Below are 1,654 nucleotides of genomic sequence, written 5' to 3'. Positions count from 1 at the left end.
AGGGTGTCCAGCAGGGCGACGGGAAGGTCCGTGACGGCAGCGGCCCCGGTGCCTCCGACGGGCGTCCACTCCAGCCGGAACAGCCCGCCGGCACGGCCTCCCCCGGCGGCAGCCAGCTGCTCCGCCGCCACCGGGCGCAGGTCCAGGGACTCGACCGAGAGCACCGGTCGGCCCGCACCGTCCCCGAGGGACAACGCCACCGCGCCCTCCCCGACCGCGGGCGTGAGGCGGAGCCGCAGCGCGGTGGCCCCGGTCGCGTGGAGGCCGACTCCGGTCCAGGCGAACGGGATCCGGGGCCCGTCGGCCCGCGCTCCGAGGTCACCGAGACCGACCGCGTGGAGGGCCGCGTCGAACAGCGCGGGGTGCAGGCCGAAGCCGGTGGCGTCGGTTCCCCCGGGCAGGGCGATCTCGGCGAAGAGCTCGTCGCCGCGCCGCCACCCGGTCCGGACGCCACGGAACACCGGCCCGTACTCCAGGCCGAGGTCGGCCATGCGCGCGTACAGGGCGTCGGCGTCGAGCGGCTCGGCTCCGGACGGCGGCCACTCGGTGAGCGCACGGTCCGGGCCGGTCCCCGCACCGGCCGACAGGAGTCCCGACGCGTGGCAGGTCCAGGCGTCCGCCGCCATGGCGTCGTCGTGCCGCGCGTACACCCGCACCGCGCGCGAGCCGCTCGCGTCGGGGCCGTCGACGACCACCTGGAGCTGTACGCCGCCCTGTTCGGGCAGCACGAGCGGGGCCTCCAGCGTCAGTTCCTCGATCCGGCCGCACCCCACCTGGTCGCCGGCCCGGAACGCCATCTCGACCAGGGCGGTGCCGGGCAGGAGCGCCGCGCCCATCACCACGTGATCGGCGAGCCAGGGATGCGTGGCGAGCGACACCCGGCCGGTCAGCAGCACGCCTTCGCCGTCGGCCAGGGTCACGACGGCGCCCAACAGCGGGTGATCGGCCGACCAGAGACCGGCGCGCGTGAGGTCGCCCGTGGCGGGCCGCGTCTCCAGCCGGTAGTGCTCGCGCTCGAAGGCGTACGTGGGAAGGCCGATGAGCCGGGCGCCGCGCCCGGCGAAGACGGCCGTCCAGTCGACGGGCGTGCCGTGGACGTGGAGTTGCGCCAGGGCGGTGGTGACGGCCACGTCCTCGGGACGGTCCGCGCGCAGGACCGGGATGACGGCAGCGTCGTCGTCAAGGGCGGCCTGTGCCATGGCGGTCAGCACCCCGCCCGGTCCGATCTCCAGGAAGGTGTTCACACCTTCCTCGGCGAGGGAGGTGACGGCATCGGCGAAGCGGACGGCCTCGCGCACATGCCTCACCCAGTAGTCGACGGAACAGAACTCCTCCGCCGACACGAGGCGGCCCGTGACGGTCGAGACGACCGGCAGGCGCGGGGCTTCGAAGGAGGCGCTCTCCACGACGGCCCGGAACTCGGACAGCATCGGCTCCATCAACGGAGAATGGAACGCGTGCGAGACGGACAGCGCCTTCGTCTTGCGGCCATCAGCCGACAGCCGGTCGACCACCGCTGCTACGGCGTCTTCGGAGCCCGAAACCACCACGGAGGCGGGCCCGTTGACGGCGGCGATACCCGCGCTGTCTTCGTGTCCGGCCAGCAGCTCCCGTACCTCGTCCTCCGAGGCCTGCACCGCCACCATCACACCCC

Annotated in this window: 1 protein-coding gene; it reads right to left on the bottom strand. The window is 74.4% G+C overall.

Annotation, left to right across the window (positions count from 1 at the left end):
* On the bottom strand, positions 1-1,654 hold a 1,654-nt coding region (locus tag ACFV0Q_RS41460; protein WP_385013278.1), incomplete at both ends, for an acyltransferase domain-containing protein.

Source organism: Streptomyces sp. NPDC059564 (assembly GCF_042735575.1).
Lineage (GTDB): Bacteria > Actinomycetota > Actinomycetes > Streptomycetales > Streptomycetaceae > Streptomyces.
The sequence above is the reverse complement of the archived record's forward strand: the minus strand, read 5'-3'. Positions and strand labels throughout refer to the sequence as shown.